An 18,546-nucleotide genomic window follows, 5' to 3' on the forward strand; every position below is an offset into this window, starting at 1 on the left:
CTTCGACCTCGGCACCGTGGAGGGCCGGGTGGGGGCGGTGCGCGCCGCCGCGCCGGTGCTCGCCGCCATCCGGGACTCCGCGATCCGCCCGGAGTACGTGCGGCTCGTCGCAGGCAGGACCGGGATGGGCGTGGACGAGGTCGCCGCCGAGGTCCGCCGTGCGCGTCCTCCGCGGGGCGGGAAGGAGGGCCCGCGCGCGTCCCGGCGGCGGGGGACCGGGACCGCGTCCTCCGAGGCGCAGACGGCCGGTCGGATCGAGGCGTACGCGGAGGAGCTGGGCGGCGCGGCCGCGCCGGTGCCGGAGTACGATCCCGCGGCGGTGCGGATCGAGCGCGGTGCGCTCCAGGTGGCGCTGCAGCAGCCGCAGTTCGTGAACGCCACGCTCTTCGACGGACTCAACGGCGAGGTGTTCACCCATCCGGATCTGCGCCGGGTGCACGCGCTCATGCAGCGGGCAGGGGGAGTCGCCGCAGGGCTGGCGGATCCCCGGGCCTGGCCGGAGAAGGTCATGGAGGCGGCCGGGGCCGCAGGTGAGGACCGTCTCCGCTCGCTCGTCGGCGGTCTCGCCGTGGAGCCGCTGCCGGCGACCGATGCGCGTGAGGTCGAGCGCTACTCCCGGGGGATCATCGCCCGCCTGTTCGACGCGGACATGGCGAGGATCGCCTCCGAACTCCACTCGCGCCTCCAGCGCACCGATCCCGCGGATCTGGAGACGAGCTCCGCGCTCCTCAACCAGCTCCAGATCCTCGAGGTCCAGCGCGCGCGCCTGCGGCAGCTCATGTAACGGAGCCGGGCGCGGGAAGCCCCGTCTGTGAGTCTGCACTCACTGCACGTTTTGCACTTGATGCAAATAGTGCAGGGAGTGCAGACTTGCAGGCGTGAATGAGCAGACAGCAGCCGAGGAGACCCCTCGTGCCCACGAGTGCGAGTCCCTCCGGGCCCGGAAGGCCCGCATCAGCCGGGAGGCGATCCACTCCGCTGCCGTGAGGCTGGCGTACGAGCGCGGCCTGGAGGCTGCGACGATCGCGCAGATCTCCGCGGAGGCGGGCATCTCGCAGCGCACCTTCTTCAACTACTTCGCAAGCAAGGAGGACGCGATCATCGGCACCGCCGTGAGCGGGCCGGAGCCGGAGGTCGTGGCCGACGCCGTCGCGGCCGCGGATCTGTCCGGGGACGTGTTCGGCGGCGTCGCCGGAATCGTCCGCGACGTCATGTCCTACTCGATGGGCGACGACGAGGTGCGGGAGATGCGCCGGATCCTCTTCGTGCAGAACCCCCTCCTGGTGCAGCGGAAGTCCGACACCGGGAGCCTGCTCGCCACGCAGCTCATCGACGTACTCACGGAGACCCTGGGCGAGCGGGTGGCGGAGCTGGACCTGCCTGAGGGCGTGAGCACGCGGGACGCGGTGCGGATGATCGTCCTCATCTCCTTCGCCCCGCTGCGCAGCGCCTACGCGATGGGCGCCTATGAGCAGCGCATGCGCGAGGAGGCGGCGGGCCCGGAGTCCGCCCCTCCGCCGGACACCACGCCCGAGGCCGCCCGTGCGCGCTTCGACCAGTCCCTCGTCCTCTTCCGCACCGTCCTCGAAGGCTTCCGTTCATGAGAAAACTTCCCACCACGCACGCAGATACGGAGTCCGCCATGCCTGCCTCCTCGCAGGAGACCACCGCACACGCCCCTACGGCCGGCAGCGCCGCCCAGCCGGCCCCCAGTGCCGGCTCCATCTGGCTCCTGTTCATCGGCCTCATGCTGGCGATGTTCATGTTCTCGCTCAACCAGACGATCCTCGCCACCGCGCTGCCCACCATCGTGGGCGAGCTCGACGGCGTCGACCAGATGCTCTGGATCCAGACGGGCTTCATGCTCTCGTCCACCATCCTCATGCCGGCCTACGGCAAGCTCGGCGACCAGCTCGGCCGCAAGCCGCTCTTCATCTTCGCGATCTCTGTGTTCCTGGCCGGCTCCGTGGCGGGCTTCCTCGCGCAGTCGATGGGCTGGCTCATCGTCGGCCGCATCATCCAGGGCGTCGGCGGCGGCGGCATGATGATCCTCTCGCAGGCGATCATCGCCAGCGTCGTCCCGGCGCGTCAGCGCGGGAAGTACATGGGGATCATGGGCTCGGTCTTCGCCGTGTCGTCCGTGGCCGGGCCGCTGATCGGCGGCTGGCTGACGGAGGGCCCCGGCTGGCGCTGGGCCTTCCTGCTCGCGCTGCCGCTGGGCCTGCTCGCCATCCTCTCCACCGTCTTCTTCTTCCACGAGGATCCCGAGACCCGCACGGGTGAGCACAGCGTCGACATGGGCGGTCTGGCCCTCATCGGCGTCTTCACCACCTCCGTGGTGCTCATCGCGGCCTGGGGCGGCACGCAGTACGAGTGGACGGACCCGGTGATCCTCGGACTCATGGGCGCCGGCGTGCTCGCCGCCGTCGCATTCGTGTTCGTCGAGCTGCGCGTGAAGGCTCCGATCATCCCGATGTCGCTCTTCCGCGACAGGAACTTCACCCTCGCCTCGATCACGGGCGTGCTGCTCTCGATCGGCATGTTCGGCGTGATCTCCTACATGCCCACCTACCTGCAGATGACGCATCACCTCTCGCCGTCCGTCGCCGGCCTCTCGATGACTCCGCTCATGGCGGCGATGCTGGTGGTCGGCACCACGGTGGGCTTCCTGGTCTCGAAGTTCGGCCGCTACCGCCGGTACCCCATCGCCGGCATGGCGATCGCGACCGTGGGTCTCGTCCTCCTCTCGACCCTGCACGTGGAGACCCCCATGTGGCAGCTGATGGTCTTCCTCGCGGTGTTCGGCATCGGCCTGGGCCTCACGATGCAGCAGCTCGTGCTGATCGTGCAGAACTCCTTCCCGGTGTCGATGGTGGGAACGGCCACGGCGTCCAACAACTACTTCCGCCAGGTGGGCGGCACGCTGGGCATGTCGCTGGTCGGCACGCTGTTCACGAGCCGGCTCATGGACAACATCTCCGAGGGCATGCAGAAGCTCCCGGACGGCGCCGGCGCCATGGGCTCGTCGAACCAGCTCACCCCGGACCTCGTCGCCCACCTGCCCGAACCGGTCTACGGCATCGTCGTCAACGCCTACAACGACGCGCTCGTGCCGCTGTTCCTGTGGTGCGCCCCGCTCACCGCGGTCGCGTTCGTCATCACGATGTTCATCGTGCACAAGCCGCTGGCCACGAAGAACGTCCCGGCCGCCCGGGACAGGGTGGATGCGGACTGATGTGACAGGATGGTGAGGCATGACGACTCTCACCATCCTCACGAGCCCCGGCCGCGTCCGTCCCGCCTCCTTCGAGCGTCTCAGCCGCGACGCCGAGGTGCGCTGGACGGAGGCCGAGGGCCTTGCGGAGTCGCTGCGCGGAGCCGACGCCCTCCTCCTGTGGGACTTCTTCTCACCGGCGCTGCGGGGGGCGATGGGCGCGGCGGACTCGCTGCGCTGGGTCCACGCCGCCAGCGCCGGTGTGGACTCCCTGCGCTTCCCCGCGCTCGTCGAGCACGGCGCCGTCGTGACGAACGCGCACGGGATCTTCGACCAGGCGATCGCCGAGTACGTGCTGCACACCGTGCTGATGTTCGCCAAGCACGCCCCGGAGAGCCTGGAGCTGCAGCGCCGCCACGAGTGGGAGCGCAGGGAGCTGGAGCAGATCCGGGGGACCCGCGCCCTCGTCGTGGGAACCGGCGGGATCGGCCGGCGGATCGCGCAGCTGCTCGGGGCGGTCGGGATCGAGGTCGCCGGTGCGGCCAGCAGCGCCCGGGACGGCGACGCGGACTTCTCCGCGATCCACGACTCCGCGCGGCTCACGGAGCATCTGGGGGACGTCGACTGGCTCGTCAACGCCGCACCGCTGACGGAGGCGACGACGGGGCTCTTCGACGCGGAGGTCTTCGCCGCGCTGCCCGCACGAGCACGCTTCATCAGCATCGGCCGCGGGAGGTCGACGCGCACGGACGACCTGGTTCACGCCCTGCGGACGGGCGAGATCGCGGGGGCGGGACTCGACGTGGTGGATCCGGAGCCGCTGCCGCCCGGCCACCCGCTCTGGGACCTGCCCGGAGTCGTCCTCACCGCTCATCTCTCCGGGGACACCGAGGGCTGGACGGATCGTCTGGCGGAGCAGTTCCTCGACCACTGGGACCGGTGGATCGCGGGGGAGGCGTTCCCGCAGACGGTCGATCTGCGGGCGGGCTACGTGCCGAGCCGTTAGCCCTGCACCCAGCCGAGCGAGCGCTGCACGGCCTCGTCCCAGCGGGTGAGGCGCGCCGCGCGTTCGGCGGCGGTCATCCGGGGCTCCCAGCGGCCGGTCTCCTCCCACAGCCGGGCGAGGTCGTCCGTGCCCGCGAAGACCCCGGCGCCCATGCCCGCGGCGAAGGCCGCGCCGGTGGCGGTGGACTCGATGGAGCCGCGGGTCACCTCGCAGTCGGAGATGTCCGCCTGGAACTGCATGAGGCCGTCGTTGACCGCCATGCCGCCGTCCGCGCGCAGGGTGGAGATCGCGAAGCCGGAGTCCTGCCGGAGAGTCTCGATGACCTCGGCCGTCTGGAAGGCGGTCGACTCCAGCGCGGCCCTGGCGATGTGACCCTTGGTGGCGAACCGGGTGAGCCCCACGATCGTCCCCCGTGCGTCCGGACGCCAGCGCGGAGCGAAGAGACCGGAGAAGGCGGGGACGAAGTACACGTCCCCGGAATCCTCGACGGAGCTCGCCAGCGTCTCGACCTCCTCGGAGGAGGTGAGGATGCCCAGGCCGTCGCGCAGCCAGTGCACCAGCGAGCCGGCGACCGCGATGGAGCCCTCCAGAGCGTAGGCGGCAGGCCTGCCGGCCTCCTGGTAGGCGACCGTCGTGATGAGCCCGCCGGCCGAGGCCACGGGCGCGGTGCCCGTGTTGGTGAGCAGGAAGCAGCCGGTGCCGTAGGTGTTCTTCGTGTCGCCGGGGGAGAAGGCGCACTGGCCGAAGGCGGCGGACTGCTGATCGCCGAGCACGCCCGTGATGGGCACCCCGGCGAGCAGCTGGTGGCCCGCGACCGTGCCGAACTCGCCGATCGACGGCAGGATCTCCGGGAGCATCGCGCGGGGCACGCCGGTGAGGGCCAGCATCTCCTCGGACCAGTCGAGGGTCTTCAGGTCCATGAGCATGGTCCGCGAGGCGTTCGTCACGTCCGTGACGTGGCGGCCGCCGGCCGGCCCGCCCGTGAGATTCCAGATCAGCCAGCTGTCCACGGTGCCGAACAGGAGCTCCCCGGCCGAGGCTTCCTCCCGCTGCCGGGGCGGGAGGGTGTCGAGGATCCAGGACAGCTTGATCGCGGAGAAGTAGGTGGCGACGGTGAGCCCGGTGCGCGCGGCGATGTCCGCCGCGTGCGGGGCGAGCCGCTCCACGATCTCCTCGCCGCGGGTGTCCTGCCAGACGATCGCCGGATGCACCGGCCGCCCGGTGGCCGCCTCCCAGACGACGGTCGTCTCCCGCTGGTCCGTGATGCCCACGCAGGAGATGTCCGAGTGCGTGAGCTGGGTCCGGCCCAGGACGGTCCCGATCATCTCCCGGGTCGTGAGCCAGATCTCCTCGGCATCGTGCTCCACCCAGCCCGGCCGGGGGAAGTGCTGGGCGAACTCCCGCGAGGCGGACGCGACCATGCGGCCGTCCTCGGCGAAGACGGCCGCACGGGTCGAGGTCGTGCCCTCGTCGATGGCGAGGATGTGGCCCACGGTCTCAGCCCTGTGCTGGCAGCACCGTCTGGGACAGGCCCGCCATCTCCGCCACGCAGCGGATCACCTGGCAGGAGTAGCCGAACTCGTTGTCGTACCAGACGTAGACCACGGCGCGGGCGCCGTCGGCGATGGTCGCCAGGCCGTCGACGATCCCGGCCCGTTTGGAGCCCACGAAGTCCGAGGACACGACCTCCGGTGAGGAGGTGTAGTCGATCTGGTTCCGCAGCGAGGAGTGCAGCGAGGTCTCCCGGAGGAAGGAGTTGAGCTCGTCGACCGTCGTGGGATTCTCGAGGTTGAGGTTGAGCACCGCCATGGAGACGTTGGGGGTGGGCACGCGGATCGCGTTGCCGGAGAGCTTCCCGGCGAGCTCCGGCAGCGCCTTCGCGACGGCCTTCGCCGCGCCCGTCTCCGTGAGGACCATGTTGAGGCCGGCGGCGCGGCCGCGCCGGGAGCCCTTGTGGTAGTTGTCCACGAGGTTCTGGTCGTTGGTGAAGGAGTGGACCGTCTCCATGTGCCCGTTGCGGATGCCGAAGCGGTCGTTGAGGACCTTGACGACCGGCGTGATCGCGTTCGTCGTGCAGGAGGCGGCGGAGAGCACGGTGTCCTCGGGCGTGATGTCGTGGGAATTCACGCCAAACACGATGTTCTTCACATCGCCCTTGCCGGGGGCGGTGAGGATCACCTTGGACGCGCCCGGGCAGGCGAGGTGTTGCGAGAGCCCCTCGCGGTCGCGCCACTTGCCGGTGTTGTCGATGACGATGGCGTCCTCGATGCCATAGGCCGTGTAGTCGACCTCGGAGGGGTCGTTCGAGTAGATGACCTTGATGAGGGTGCCGTTGGCGAGGATCGTCTCGTTCTCCTCGTCGACGACGATGGTGCCGTCGAACTTGCCGTGGATCGAGTCCCGGCGCAGCAGGGAGGCGCGCTTGACGATGTCGTCGGGACCGTTGCGGCGGACGACGACGGCGCGCAGGCGCAGTCCGGAGCCACCGGCGCGGTCGATGAGGATGCGGGCCAGGAGGCGGCCGATCCGGCCGAAGCCGTAGAGGACCACGTCACGGGGCTCCGCACGCTCCCCGCCGCCCAGCGCGTCCGCGAGCAGTGCGGCGAGGTCGCCGCCGCCGGCCCGCTGAGCGGCCGCCAGCCGGCCGAGGTCCACCGTCGTCGCCCCGAGGTCCAGGGAGACGAGCTCGCGGGCGATCGCCAGCGTCTCCTGCAGGTCGAGGTCCGTGCCGTCGAAGTGGCGCGCGTAGCGGTGGGCCTTGATGACGCCGGTGACGGACTTGTTGAGCAGGCTGCGGCCGTAGACGGTGAGGAGGACCCCGTTCTCCCGGTGCAGCCTCCCGACGAGGGGGATGAGCTGCTCGGCGGCGTCCTGCTTGGCGGCCCACTGCTGGGACTCGGCCTGGATCTGGTCGGTCAAGAGACGGAACCTTTCACTGAACTCGCGGTGGTGTCCACAGAGTCTACGCGGTCACGGCGTGCGGCGTCGCGGCGACCTGCGGTTCTGGAAGCGGTTGAAGCCCAGCAGGGTCGCGGCGATGAGGCCGGCCGCCGCCAGCAGCGCGCCGAGCGTCTGCCCGGCGCTCTCCCGGCGCACGGCGGGACCGGTGGCCGCGGTGCGCGCGGTGCCGTTGTCCGTGACGGACGCGATGCGGGCGAAGACCGGGGTGTCGTCGGCCGTCCCCATCCACGCCGCGACCATGAGGATGATCCGCGCGAAGACATTCATCGACAGCATGATCGCGATGACCGGTCCGAAGAGGGCTGCGGTGGGGGAGCCGGAGAAGAGGTCGATGAGCAGCGTGGCCAGGCGGAGCAGGACGGTGAGCGCCAGCCCTCCGAACAGGGCGCCCATCGCCTTCGTGCGCATCGGCACGGGCGAGGCCGGCAGGAGGGTGAAGATGAGCAGGAAGATGAGCCAGCAGGCCGCGGCCGTGGCGATGACGGGCACGATTTGGAAGACGGGGTCCATCCACCCGGGCAGGTCCAGCCAGGTGACGATGGTCGAGCGCAGCGAGGAGGAGACGACGTTGAGGGCGATGGCGAGGGCGACGCCCACGAGGATGCCCAGGAGCGCCACGGTGTTGTTGACGATGCGCGGGACGATCCCGTCCTGGTCCTTCTGCACCCCGTGGGCGTCGAGCTGGGAGCGCACGGCGTCCTTGAGGTTGCCGATGAACCCCTGCGCCGTGTAGAGGGCGGAGACGACGGCGACGATGCTCGCCCCGCGCCAGCCGGTGAGGAAGCTCTGCAGCAGCGCCACGACCTGTTCGTCGCCCCCGTACTCGGCGATCTGCGCGCTCACGGCGTCCATGAGCTCCGGCCGGACCACGTCGAGGAAGAAGCCCAGCGCGGAGAACGCGAACATGAGGGTGGGGATGAGGGCGAGGACGAGGAAGTACGTGATGGCGGCGGCGAACTGGTTCCCCAGCCGCTGGCCGTAGCGGTCCAGCGTCTGCCGCAGATGCACGACGACGGGCCTGCGCATGATCTGCTGCGCCGTGCTCTGGCCCGCCTCCCGCTTGGACGCTGTCAGGATGCGTTCGCCTGGGTTGCCGGAGACAGTCATGGGAGCATCCTATGCTTGGGCCCATGACTCTGACACAGGGATTCACCGAGTGGGTCGTCTCCGTGATGGACGCGCTCGGCGCTCCGGGCGTGGGCCTGCTCGTCGCGCTCGAGAACCTGTTCCCGCCCATCCCCAGCGAGCTGATCCTGCCCCTGGCGGGCTTCACCTCGAGTCTGGGCAGCATGCATCTCGTCTCCGCCATCGCCTGGGCGACGATCGGCTCCGTGCTCGGCGCGCTCGCGCTCTACTGGGTCGGGCGGGCATTCGGGCACGAGCGGATCGCGCGGTGGGCGGCGAAGCTGCCGCTCGTGGACCCGGCGGACGTCGAACGGACCGTCGCCTGGTTCGGCCGCCACGGCCGCAAGGCGGTGTTCCTGGGCAGGATGATCCCGATCTTCCGCTCGCTCATCTCGATCCCCGCGGGCATCGAGCGGATGAGCCAGAGCTGGTTCCTCCTCCTGACGATGGCCGGTTCCCTCATCTGGAACTCGCTGTTCGTGCTCGCAGGGTTCTGGGTGGGGGAGAACTACGCGGTGATCGAGCGCTACGCCGGCTGGTTCCAGAACGCCGTCATCGTGGTGGTCGCGGCGGCTCTCGTGTGGTGGATCGTCGCCCGCGTGCGGCGCAACCGGGCGCGGCGGGCGGCCTCGGCGGGCACCGCCGAGGCCGGCTGAGGCTCAGCGCACCCAGGCCTGCGGCGTGTGCGCGGGGTCGACGACCTCGGCCGCGGGCGGCGGTCCGGGCGGCGTCCCCTCGCCGAAGGGCGGCGCGTCCGCGAGCGACTCCCGACCGTGCGGCTCCAGCCAGCCGGAGAGGTCCGGACCCACCGGCACCACCCCGGTGGGGTTGATGTCGCGGTGGACGAGGAAGTAGTGGTCCTTGATCTGCGAGAAGTCCACGGTGTCGCCGAACCCCGGGGTCTGGAAGAGATCGCGCGCGTAGCCCCAGAGCGAGGGGAAGTCCACGAGTCGCTGCCTGTTGCACTTGAAGTGCGAGTAGTACACGGGGTCGAAGCGGACGAGCGTCGTGAAGAGGCGCACGTCCGCCTCCGTGATCGCATCCCCCATGAGGAAGCGGCGCGTGCGCAGCCGCTCCTCCAGGACGTCCAGGGCGGTGAAGAGACGGTCGAACGCCTCCTCGTAGGAGGACTGGTCACCGGCGAAGCCGCACCGGTACACGCCGTTGTTCACCTCCGTGTAGACGTGCCGCATGAGCGGGTCCATCTCCTCGGCGAGGGACGCCGGGTACAGGTCCGGTGCGCCCTCGCGGTGGAACCGCCGCCACTGCGAGGAGAGGTCGAGGGTGATCTGCGCGAAGTCGTTCGTCACCACCTGCCCGGTGGGGATGTCGACGATCGCCGGTACGGTGATGCCGCGCGGATACTCCGGGTCGCGGGCGAAGAAGGCCTGCTGCAGCCGCTCGATGCCCAGCACCGGGTCCACCCCGCCGGGATCGAGGTCGAAGGTCCACGAGCGGGCGTCGTGGGTGGGTCCCGGCATGCCCGCGGAGAGCACGTCCTCGAGCCCCAGCAGGCGGCGGACGATGAGCGTGCGGTTGGCCCAGGGGCAGGCGCGCGCGGCGATCAGGCGGTAGCGTCCGGGCTCCACCGGCCAGCGGGCGTCCGGGTCGTCGAGGATCCGGTCCTCGATGTAGCGGGTGTCCCGCGTGTACCCCTCGCCCGGGGTGACGTAGCTGCCGGTCTCGGGTGCGTCGTCTGCGTCATTCATGCGTACATCCCTTCGATGACGTCCGCGAAGTCCTTCGCCACGAGGTGGCGCTTGACGGACTGCTTCGCGGACAGGTAGCCGTTGTCCTCGGTGAGCTCCGCCGGCACGATCGTGAAGGTCCGGATCGACTCCGCACGGGAGACCTTCTCGTTCGTCCTCTCGACGGCCTTCTCGATCGCCGCGCGGACGGTCGGGTTGGCGGCCGCCTCCGCGAGGCTCATGTCCGCGCGCAGCCCGTGGCCGGAGAGCCAGCCGGACAGCATCTCCGCGTCGAGGAAGATGAGCGCGGAGATGAAGTTGCGGTCGTCGCCGATCACCACGGGCTGGCCGATGAGCGGATGGCGGCGCAGCTCGTCCTCGAGCGGCGCCGGTGCGACGTTCTTGCCGGAGGAGGTGACGATGAGCTCCTTCTTCCGGCCGGTGATGCGGAGGTAGCCGTCGGCGTCGATCGCGCCCAGGTCGCCCGTGCGCAGCCAGTCGCCGTAGAAGGTCTCCGCGGTGGCCTCCGCGTTGTGCAGATAGCCGTCGAACACGCAGACGCCCTTCGCGAGCACCTCACCGTCCGGGGCGACGGCGACGGCGCAGCCGGGCAGGGGCTTGCCCACCGTGCCCAGCCTGGCCTCCTCGGGCAGGTTCACGGTGACGGGGGCGGTGGTCTCCGTGAGCCCGTAGCCCTCGATGATCGTCAGCCCGATCCCGCGGTAGAAGTGGCCCAGGTGCTCGCCCAGCGGCCCGCCGCCGGAGACGGAGTACTCCAGCGCACCGCCCATGACGGTGCGCAGGCGGGAGTAGACGAGCTTGTCGAAGAGAGCGTGCTGGGCGCGCAGGGTCAGCGAGGGGCCGCCCTCGTCGAGCGCGCGCGAGTACGCGACGGCGACCTGCTGCGCGGCCGCGAAGATCTTCCCCTTCCCCTCGGACTCCGCCTTGGCGCGGGCGGAGTTGAAGACCTTCTCGAACACCCGGGGCACGCCCAGGATGTAGGTGGGACGCACCTCGGCGAAGGTGTCCGTGAGGCGCGTGAGGTCCGCGGAGTGCGCGAGGACGCTGTGGGAGTTCAGCGCGAACACCTGGACGAACCGCGCGAAGACGTGGGCCAGCGGCAGGAACAGGAGGCAGACGGAGCCGGGGCGGACCACCTCGGGCACCTGCAGGGCGGCGGCCGCCGCGGTGCGGACGAAGTTGGCGTGCGTCATCCGGCAGCCCTTGGAGCGGCCGGTGGTGCCCGAGGTGTAGATGACCGAGGCGAGCGTGTCCGGGCCGGCGGTGGACCGGGCCGCCTCGAGGGCCTCGTCCGTGACCTCGGCGCCCAGGGTGCGCAGCTCGTCGAGGCCGGCCTCGGCGAACCGCCACACCGGCACCTCTCCCTCGGCGAGTCCCGCGGAGGCGGCCGCGGCGCGGGCGCGGGCGGCGTGGTCGCCGGACTGCACGAGGGCGAACGAGACCTGCGCGTCGGAGATCATCCAGGCCAGCTGCTCCTCGGAGGAGGAGTCGTAGAAGGGGACGGTGACGCCCCCGGCGAACCAGATCGCGTAGTCGCACAGGGTCCACTCGTAGGAGGTCGCGCCGAAGAGCGCGACGCGTCCGCCCGGCTCGAGGCCCGCTGCGAGCAGTCCCTTGGCGACGGCGGAGACGTCGGCGAGGAACTCCTCGCCGCTCACCTCCTCCCACTCCCCGTCGCCTGCGGGGCGGAGGAGGAGCGGGTCCGCGGGCACAGAGCGGATCCGCGCGAGCAGCGCGTCGGTGAGGCTCTCCTCGCGACGGAGGTCGAGTCCCTCGGCCGGGGTGGCGACCTGGGTCATCGTGGGGCGGGCGGTCTGCGCCGTGGCGGCCATGCGGTCTCTCCTTCGAAACGGCCCGCTGGGCGGGCCGACGGGCGGCTGTGCGAGCTCCGTCACGATACTACTGGGGCGTAATGCCGGTGGGGAAACCCGCGGGTCTAGAATCGTGGGGATCGCCCGGTCAGCCGGGCACCCCTCTGCACAGGACTGCCGAAAGGACGCGTACATCCATGAGCGCTTCACCCGATCAGCCGGGCACCGTCGACCACAGGTACGGCGCCTCACTCGCGGGTCGGATAGAGGAGAAGTGGCAGCGTGTCTGGCACGAGCAGCAGACCTTCGCCGCGCCCAACCCCACGGGTGACCTCGCGGAGGTCCCCAGCGGTGTGCGTGCGGCCGGGCGCGAGCACATGTACCTCATGGACATGTTCCCCTACCCCTCCGGCAAGGGCCTGCACGTGGGCCATCCGCTGGGCTACCTCGCGACGGACGTCTACGCCCGCTACCAGCGCATGCAGGGCCGCAACGTCATGCACGCGCTCGGCTACGACGCGTTCGGCCTGCCCGCGGAGCAGTTCGCGGTGCAGACCGGCCAGCACCCCCGGGTGACGACGGAGGAGAACATCGCGAACATGCGCAGGCAGCTCTCCCGCCTGGGCCTGGGCCACGACGAGAACCGCACCTTCGCCACCACGGACCCGGACTTCGTGAAGTGGACGCAGTGGATCTTCCTGCAGATCTTCAACAGCTGGTACGACCCCGAGGCCGCCGGCGGCCGCGGCGCCGCGCGCCCCATCTCGGAGCTCATCGCCCAGTTCGAGGCCGGCCGCGACACCGGCACCGGCCGGGAGTGGAGCGCCCTCGACGCGCACGAGCGCGAGGAGGTGCTGCAGCACCATCGGCTCGCCTACGTCTCGAAGTCGCCCGTGAACTGGTGCCCCGGCCTGGGGACCGTGCTGGCGAACGAGGAGGTCACGGCCGACGGCCGCTCCGAGCGCGGCAACTTCCCCGTCTTCACGCGTGAGCTCAAGCAGTGGAACATGCGCATCACGGCGTATGCGGACCGGCTGGCGGACGATCTCGACCTCGTCGACTGGCCGGACGCCGTGCGGCACATGCAGCGCAACTGGATCGGCCGCTCGACGGGCGCGCGCATCACGTTCGAGACCACTGCCGAGGGAGTGCCCGGCGCGCCCGTGACGGTGTACACGACCCGCGCGGACACGATCTTCGGCACCACCTACCTCGTGCTCGCGCCCGAGCACCCCCTGGTCGACGGGCTCACGGCGGTCTCCTGGGACGACTCCGTGCCCGCGCACTGGCGCGGCGGCGCCGAGACCCCCGCGCAGGCGGTGGCGGACTACCGTGCGGCGGCGGCCGCGAAGACCCCGGCCGAGCGCCAGGAGGAGCGGAACAAGACCGGCGTCTTCACGGGCTCCTACGCCGCCAACCCCGCCACCGGCGAGGCGCTGCCGATCTTCGTCGCCGACTACGTCCTCATGGGTTACGGCACCGGTGCGGTCATGGGCGTGCCGGGCGAGGACGCCCGCGACTGGGACTTCGCCAAGGAGTACGGACTGCCCTACATCCGCACGGTCCAGCCTCCGGCGGACCACGACGAGGACTCCGTCTACACCGGTGACGGAGCGAAGATCAACTCCGCGAACGCGGAGATCGACCTGGGCGGCATGGACGTGGCGGAGGCGTGCGAGCGCATGCTGGCCTGGCTGGAGTCCAAGGGCGTGGCCGAGGCCGCCGTCCAGTACCGCCTGCGCGACTGGCTGTTCTCCCGCCAGCGCTACTGGGGCGAGCCGTTCCCCATCGTCTACGACGAGGCGGGCACCCCCCACGCCCTGCCGGAGGACCAGCTGCCGGTGGACCTGCCGGAGGTCAGCGACTTCTCGCCGCGCACCTTCGACGCGCACGACGTCACGAGCGAGCCGGAGCCGCCGCTGGGCCGGAACGAGGACTGGGTCACCGTCACCCTCGACCTCGGCGACGGTCCCCGGCAGTACCGCCGGGAGACGAACACCATGCCCAACTGGGCAGGCTCCTCCTGGTACCAGCTGCGCTATGCGGACCCGCACAACGACGCCGCACCCGTGGGGGCGGAGAACGAGGCCTACTGGCTGGGGCCCACCGAGTCCAAGCCGGCCGGCGGCGCGGACCTCTACGTGGGCGGCGTCGAGCACGCCGTCCTCCACCTGCTCTACGCCCGGTTCTGGCACAAGGTCCTCTTCGACCTGGGCCACGTGAGCAGCTCCGAGCCCTTCCACCGCCTCATCAACCAGGGCTACGTCCAGGCCTACGCCTTCACGGACGCCCGCGGGGCCTACGTGCCGGCGGACGAGGTCGAGGAGCGGGTCGACGACTCCGGCTCCTCCACCTGGTTCCACGGTGACGAGGAGGTCTCCCGCGAGTACGGGAAGATGGGCAAGTCGCTGAAGAACATGGTGACGCCGGACCAGATGTACGAGGAGTTCGGCGCGGACACCTTCCGCGTCTACGAGATGTCGATGGGTCCCATCGAGGTCTCCCGCGCCTGGGACACGCGTGCCGTGGTGGGTGCCCAGCGCTTCCTCCAGCGCGTGTGGCGGCTCGTCGTCGACGAGGGCGACGGCAGCCTCGTCGTCTCCGATGCGCCGGCGGACGCCGAGACCCTGCGCGTGCTGCACCGCACCATCGCCGGTGTGCGCGAGGACATGGACAACTTCCGGTTCAACACCGTCGTCGCCAAGCTCATCGAGCTCACCAACCACCTCACGAAGTCCGGGGTCTCGCCGCGCGAGGCCGTGGAGCCGCTCACGATCATGCTCTCCCCGCTCGCACCGCACCTGGCGGAGGAGATCTGGGAGCGGCTGGGGCACACGGAGACGATCACCTATGTGCCGTTCCCGGAGGCCGATCCCCAGCACCTCGTCGCGGAGACCGTCACCGCGGTCGTCCAGGTCAAGGGCAAGGTCCGCGCCCGGCTCGAGGTGGACCCGGAGATCGAGGCCGCGGAGCTCGAGCGGCTGGCGCTGGAGAGCCCCGGAGCACTGCGCGCGCTGAACGGCGCGGGCGTGCGGAAGGTGATCGTGCGCGCGCCCAAGCTCGTGAACATCGTCCCGGACGCCTGAGCCGTCATGCGCCTGCGGCGCCGTTACCTCCCCGAAATGCGGCGCGGCGTAGGCTGGGGGCATGAGCGACACTGCTGACGACCGCCCCGAGTCCGCCCTCATCCGCGAGGCGCTGGGGGTCCGTCCGGTCATCGATCCCGCGGAGGAGATCGAGCGCCGGACGGACTTCCTCGTCGAGTACTGCCGGCGTGCCGGGGCCCGCGGATTCGTCCTGGGCATCTCCGGCGGCCAGGACTCGAGCCTGGCGGGCCGTCTGTGCCAGCTCGCCGCGGAGCAGCTCCGCGCGGCGGGGGAGGACGCGGTGTTCATCGCGGTCCGGCTGCCGTACGGGACGCAGGCGGACGAGGACGACGCCCGCGCAGCCCTGGAGTTCATCCGCCCGGACGAAGTCCTCGACTTCGACGTGAAGCCGGCGGTCGACGCTCTGGTGGCGACCCACGACGCCGCCGCGGGCCGCAGCCTGCCCGATTTCCACCGCGGCAATGTCAAGGCGCGCATGCGCATGATCGCCCAGTACGCGATCGCCGGCGAGCGCGGCTGCCTGGTGGCGGGCACCGACCACGCCGCCGAGGCCGTCACCGGGTTCTTCACGAAGTTCGGCGACGGGGGCGCGGACCTCGTCCCGCTCGCGGGTCTCACCAAGTCCCAGGGGGCCGCGCTGCTGCGCGTGCTGGGGGCGGCCGCGCGGCTCTGGGAGAAGGCTCCCACCGCGGATCTCCTCGACGAGGCGCCGGGAGAGACCGATGAGAGCTCGCTGGGCGTGACGTACCCGCAGATCGACGCGTTCCTCACCGGTGCACCCGTTGCGGAGGAGGCGGCCGCCGCCCTCGAGCGCCGCTATCGGCTCACCGAGCACAAGCGCCGCACTCCAGCAGGGCCCGACGACGCCTGGTGGCGCTGATCAGCGCATCGTGAGGGCCCCGCCGCAGAGCACCCCGAGGCAGAGGGCGAGCACGCCCAGCACCAGGGTGAGCGCGGCATAGCCGGCGGCGCGGAGCCGGTGGGACTCGCCGAGCATCCGCACGACGTCGACGCACACGGTGGAGAACGTCGTGAAGGCGCCGAGGAAACCGGTGCTGAGGAGCTGCATATCCTGCCCCAGACCGGTGACGATGCCCAGCAGCAGGCAGCCGAGGACGTTGACGCCCAGCACGCCCCACGGCAGCAGGCGGCCGGCCAGGGCGCTGATCCCCTGGTCGAGCAGCCAGCGCGCCACCGCCCCGGCGGCGCCCGCGAGCGCGAGTCCGGCCCAGATCACTGCGCCCTCCCGTCCCGGAGGAGAGAGCCGAGCGCCCAGCCCGCGACGGCGGTGAGCAGGCCGGCGAGGAGGCAGGCGCTCAGCAGGAGGAGCGGCACGAGGAGCTGGGCGGCGGAGGCCGGCGCGGTGAGTCGCAGGACCTCGAGGACGAGGCCGGAGTAGGTCGTGAGCGCGCCGCACATGCCGGTGCCCGCGGCGAGCGCGAGGAGCCGCCGGCCGTGCCCGCCGCCCGTGAGCAGGGCGGAGGTGAGCACGGCGAGGACGAGGGTGCCCGCGATGTTGGCGACCATGATCGGGAGGAGGCCGTGGCCGGTCGCGGCCAGCGCCGCCCGTGCGAGGGTGCCGAGCGCGCCTCCCACCGCCACGGCGGTGACCTGCGCCCAGCGGCGGGGTGGGTTCTCCACCGTTCTAGTCCTCCTGCGCGGCGCGGGTCTCCTCCTCCAGAGCGGCCTCGGGCTCGAGGATGCGGCTCACGAGGACGGTGCGGGAGAACTCGGCGCGATGGCGGAGGAAGGCATCGGCCGCGCTCTCCCCGGCGCGCTTGGCCTCGGCGAACGACTGCCAGCCGCCCTCCCGGCGGTCGCCGGGGATGACGGAGCGGGTGCCCTCGTGCACCTCGGTCTCCGCCTCGATCCAGTCCGCGAGTGCCCGGGTGCTGCGGTAGAGGTCCATGAACGCGCGGTGCGCGTAGGGATCCTCGAAGCTCGTGTGCAGGTGCTCGTCGAGGAAGGCGGTGACGGGAGCCGTGAGCTCCGAGGGGAACTCCGTGACCTCCGCCTCGACCCGGAGCCGACGGGTGATGCCCGCGTCCTGCGGGAAGCGCTCGAGGATGTCTGCCGCGGCGCGGGAGTCGGCCTCGGCGTCCTCCTCCTGGGGCGTGAGCGTGAGCTCCACCGGCGCATAGGTGTCATGCACGGCGGCGGCCGTCTCGGCCAGCTCGTCGATGCGGCGCTGGAGGATCGTCCAGGTCCGTGCCCAGCCCGCCACGGCGCAGGCCGTCAGCAGGGCGGAGAGCAGCAGGAGGACCCAGGCGATCTCACGCAGCGCGGGGACGAGGCCGAGCACCGCGAAGAGCGCCGCGCCGCATCCCACCACGAGTGCCACGGGGGTGTTGACCAGGAAATCGCCGAATCGCTTCACGCGCTCAAGGGTACTCGTGCACCGTGTCGCCTAGGCTTAGGCGCGGATCCGCGCGTCGTCCCGCGGCCTCGTCGTTCCCTGTAAGGAGTCCGGTCCATGACAGCAGAGCACGCCCGCACCCGTCCCGGGGACGAACCCGCAGCCGGTGCGCTGGGGCTCGTCCTCGACTCGACCGCGCTGCTCGCCGACGACGAGCGCTCCCGGGTGGCTGAGGCCCTGGACGGCCGGCTCGAGGTCGTGCCGCTCACGGTGGTGGTGGACGAGGAGGCGGCCCCGGACGGTGAGCTCGCGCCCGCGGAGCTCTGTGCGGCGATGGAGGCCGGCAGCAGCGTGCACACCTCGATGCCCGCGGCCAAGGACTTCGCTCAGGCGTACCGCCGCCTCGCGGAGGCGGGCGCGGACAGGATCGTGGCCGTCACCCTCTCCGGTGCGCTCTCCGGCACCTGTGCGGCGGCCCGGACGGCGGCGGAGGAGGCGCCGGTGCCCACGACGGTGATCGATTCGCGGACGGCCTCCGCGGCGGTGGGGGGTGCGGCCCTGCTCCTCGCGGAGGGCGCGGCGGCCGGCCGCGGTCCGGAGGAGCTCTGTGCGGCGGCGGAGGACTTCCTCCGGGAGGAGACCACGGCCCTCTTCTGCCCCGCCACCCTGACGTTCCTGGAGCGCGGGGGCCGGATCGGCAGAGCCGCCTCGCTGGTGGGCAGGGCGCTGTCGATCGTGCCGGTCCTCACCCTCACGGACGGCGTCGTGGATTCGTCCGCCCGCGTGCGGACGGTGCGACGGGCGCATGAGCGGATGCTCGCTCGCGCTCGGGAGTTCGCGGAATCGCTCCGCAGCACCTGCGAGACCGTGCTCCTCGTGCCCGAAGGCGAGCTGACCGCCGCGCCCGCCGCGACCCGGGAGTTCGCGGCCCTGCTGGAGGAGACGGCGCGCACGGAGGGCTGGGGACACCGGACGGGCGTGCTCTCCGCCGTACTGACGGCGCACGTGGGTCCCGGGGCGGTGGGCCTCGTCGTCCGCGCCCAGCAGTGACACGGCTGAGGTCACAGGTGCACTGAGACCAGGGTCCGTCCTGCGGCGCCCGGGCTGAGGACGGAGGCCGCGGCGTCCACAGCTCCGAAGGGGGTCTGGCGTCCGCGGGGGAGCGGGCGGATCGTGCACTGGTATGAGCCCATCACCCGCAGAGCGCTTCTCCGCACTGCTCGCCGCCAGCAGCGACCGCGGCTGGACCCGCGAGCC

15 protein-coding genes and 1 pseudogene are annotated in these 18,546 nt (G+C 71.4%); 8 read left to right on the forward strand and 8 right to left on the reverse strand.

What is annotated here, in order from left to right; genetic code table 11:
- From Q0A33_RS06780 to Q0A33_RS06795, 4 genes and pseudogenes are all read left to right on the forward strand, one after another.
- A pseudogene (locus Q0A33_RS06780) lies at window positions 1-784 on the forward strand (DNA primase); the annotation flags it as partial.
- Window positions 785-878: 94 nt separating this feature from the next.
- Entirely contained in the window at window positions 879-1,604 is a 726-nt protein-coding gene (locus tag Q0A33_RS06785) for a TetR/AcrR family transcriptional regulator (RefSeq protein ID WP_291794681.1), read from the forward strand.
- Window positions 1,601-3,235 (forward strand): MDR family MFS transporter, encoded by a 1,635-nt coding sequence (locus Q0A33_RS06790; RefSeq protein WP_291794682.1) that lies wholly within the window; start codon window positions 1,601-1,603, stop codon window positions 3,233-3,235. The genes Q0A33_RS06785 and Q0A33_RS06790 overlap by 4 nt, the downstream gene beginning before the upstream one ends.
- A gap of 19 nt (window positions 3,236-3,254) precedes the next feature.
- Window positions 3,255-4,220, forward strand: a complete 966-nt coding sequence (locus Q0A33_RS06795; RefSeq protein ID WP_291794683.1) for a D-2-hydroxyacid dehydrogenase — start codon at window positions 3,255-3,257, stop codon at window positions 4,218-4,220.
- Here the strand turns inward: Q0A33_RS06795 and glpK are convergent.
- The 3 genes from glpK to Q0A33_RS06810 are packed head-to-tail and all read right to left on the reverse strand — an operon-like array spanning window position 4,217 to window position 8,288.
- Entirely contained in the window at window positions 4,217-5,713 is a 1,497-nt protein-coding gene (gene glpK / locus Q0A33_RS06800) for a glycerol kinase GlpK (RefSeq protein WP_291794684.1), read from the reverse strand. The genes Q0A33_RS06795 and glpK overlap by 4 nt on opposite strands.
- 4 nt (window positions 5,714-5,717) lie before the next feature.
- Window positions 5,718-7,139, reverse strand: a complete 1,422-nt coding sequence (locus Q0A33_RS06805; RefSeq protein ID WP_291794685.1) for a glyceraldehyde-3-phosphate dehydrogenase — start codon at window positions 7,137-7,139, stop codon at window positions 5,718-5,720.
- Between the two features lie 51 nt (window positions 7,140-7,190).
- A complete protein-coding gene (locus Q0A33_RS06810; protein ID WP_291794686.1) occupies window positions 7,191-8,288 on the reverse strand; it encodes a YhjD/YihY/BrkB family envelope integrity protein in 1,098 nt (365 codons plus the stop codon).
- A 23-nt stretch (window positions 8,289-8,311) separates the two neighbouring features.
- Between Q0A33_RS06810 and Q0A33_RS06815 the strand changes: the two genes are divergently transcribed.
- The gene (locus Q0A33_RS06815) at window positions 8,312-8,962 is read left to right on the forward strand and encodes a DedA family protein (RefSeq protein WP_291794687.1); all 651 of its coding nucleotides are present in this window, start codon (window positions 8,312-8,314) and stop codon (window positions 8,960-8,962) included.
- A 3-nt stretch (window positions 8,963-8,965) separates the two neighbouring features.
- Here the strand turns inward: Q0A33_RS06815 and Q0A33_RS06820 are convergent, their stop codons facing one another.
- Both Q0A33_RS06820 and Q0A33_RS06825 read right to left on the reverse strand, forming a co-directional pair.
- A complete protein-coding gene (locus Q0A33_RS06820; protein WP_291794688.1) occupies window positions 8,966-10,015 on the reverse strand; it encodes a glutathione S-transferase C-terminal domain-containing protein in 1,050 nt (349 codons plus the stop codon).
- The gene (locus Q0A33_RS06825; RefSeq protein WP_291794689.1) at window positions 10,012-11,847 is read right to left on the reverse strand and encodes an AMP-dependent synthetase/ligase; all 1,836 of its coding nucleotides are present in this window, start codon (window positions 11,845-11,847) and stop codon (window positions 10,012-10,014) included. The genes Q0A33_RS06820 and Q0A33_RS06825 overlap by 4 nt, the downstream gene beginning before the upstream one ends.
- A gap of 176 nt (window positions 11,848-12,023) precedes the next feature.
- Here Q0A33_RS06825 and leuS point away from each other — a divergent pair, with 176 nt between their 5' ends.
- Both leuS and nadE read left to right on the forward strand, forming a co-directional pair.
- Complete coding sequence (gene leuS, locus Q0A33_RS06830) at window positions 12,024-14,912, forward strand: leucine--tRNA ligase (RefSeq protein ID WP_291794690.1); 2,889 nt, start codon at window positions 12,024-12,026, stop codon at window positions 14,910-14,912.
- Between the two features lie 61 nt (window positions 14,913-14,973).
- The gene (gene nadE, locus Q0A33_RS06835; RefSeq protein ID WP_291794691.1) at window positions 14,974-15,813 is read left to right on the forward strand and encodes an ammonia-dependent NAD(+) synthetase; all 840 of its coding nucleotides are present in this window, start codon (window positions 14,974-14,976) and stop codon (window positions 15,811-15,813) included.
- Here nadE and Q0A33_RS06840 read toward each other — a convergent pair whose 3' ends face one another.
- From Q0A33_RS06840 to Q0A33_RS06850, 3 genes are read right to left on the reverse strand one after another with little or no spacing between them, the layout of a single operon-like run.
- Window positions 15,814-16,170, reverse strand: coding sequence for a CrcB family protein (locus Q0A33_RS06840; RefSeq protein ID WP_291794692.1), 357 nt, complete (start codon window positions 16,168-16,170; stop codon window positions 15,814-15,816).
- The gene (locus Q0A33_RS06845) at window positions 16,167-16,574 is read right to left on the reverse strand and encodes a CrcB family protein (protein ID WP_291794693.1); all 408 of its coding nucleotides are present in this window, start codon (window positions 16,572-16,574) and stop codon (window positions 16,167-16,169) included. Before Q0A33_RS06845 ends, Q0A33_RS06840 begins: the two co-directional genes overlap by 4 nt.
- A gap of 4 nt (window positions 16,575-16,578) precedes the next feature.
- Entirely contained in the window at window positions 16,579-17,310 is a 732-nt protein-coding gene (locus Q0A33_RS06850; RefSeq protein WP_291794694.1) for a hypothetical protein, read from the reverse strand.
- A 96-nt stretch (window positions 17,311-17,406) separates the two neighbouring features.
- On the opposite strand from Q0A33_RS06850, the gene Q0A33_RS06855 reads away from it, so the two are divergent.
- The gene (locus Q0A33_RS06855; protein ID WP_291794695.1) at window positions 17,407-18,339 is read left to right on the forward strand and encodes a DegV family protein; all 933 of its coding nucleotides are present in this window, start codon (window positions 17,407-17,409) and stop codon (window positions 18,337-18,339) included.
- Window positions 18,340-18,546: the final 207 nt, after the last annotated feature.

The sequence above is a fragment of the Brevibacterium sp. genome (assembly GCF_022712115.1).
GTDB classification, from domain to species: Bacteria; Actinomycetota; Actinomycetes; order Actinomycetales; family Brevibacteriaceae; genus Brevibacterium; species Brevibacterium salitolerans.